Annotated in this window: 1 protein-coding gene; it reads left to right on the forward strand. The window is 69.3% G+C overall.

Annotation, left to right across the window (positions count from 1 at the left end; all coding sequences use genetic code 11):
* Positions 1–277 (forward strand): mechanosensitive ion channel (locus CVH10_RS19920; protein ID WP_181244556.1); only part of this gene is annotated, 277 nt, incomplete at both ends.

Below are 277 nucleotides of genomic sequence, written 5' to 3' on the forward strand. Positions count from 1 at the left end.
CCCGATCACCATCGCCGCCCTGGAACAGCTCGGCATCGAATCCCTCACGGTTCCCGCCGTGGCCGTCCTCTCGACCGTCCTGGCGGCGATTCCCCACGTCCTCGCCGCCGCCATCGTCCTCACTGTAGGCTGGTTCATCGGTCGCTGGGTCGCCCAGCTGATCGAACGCATCCTGCCGGCCACCGGCTTCGATCGCAGCATCTCCAGCCTGACCAGCCTCACGGCCACTGCCGAGACGCCGGCCCAACCCGTTCCTGCCTCCGCGCCCTATGCCGGC

This window comes from Halomonas sp. ND22Bw (assembly GCF_003011945.1).
Taxonomy (GTDB): Bacteria; Pseudomonadota; Gammaproteobacteria; order Pseudomonadales; family Halomonadaceae; genus Halomonas; species Halomonas halophila.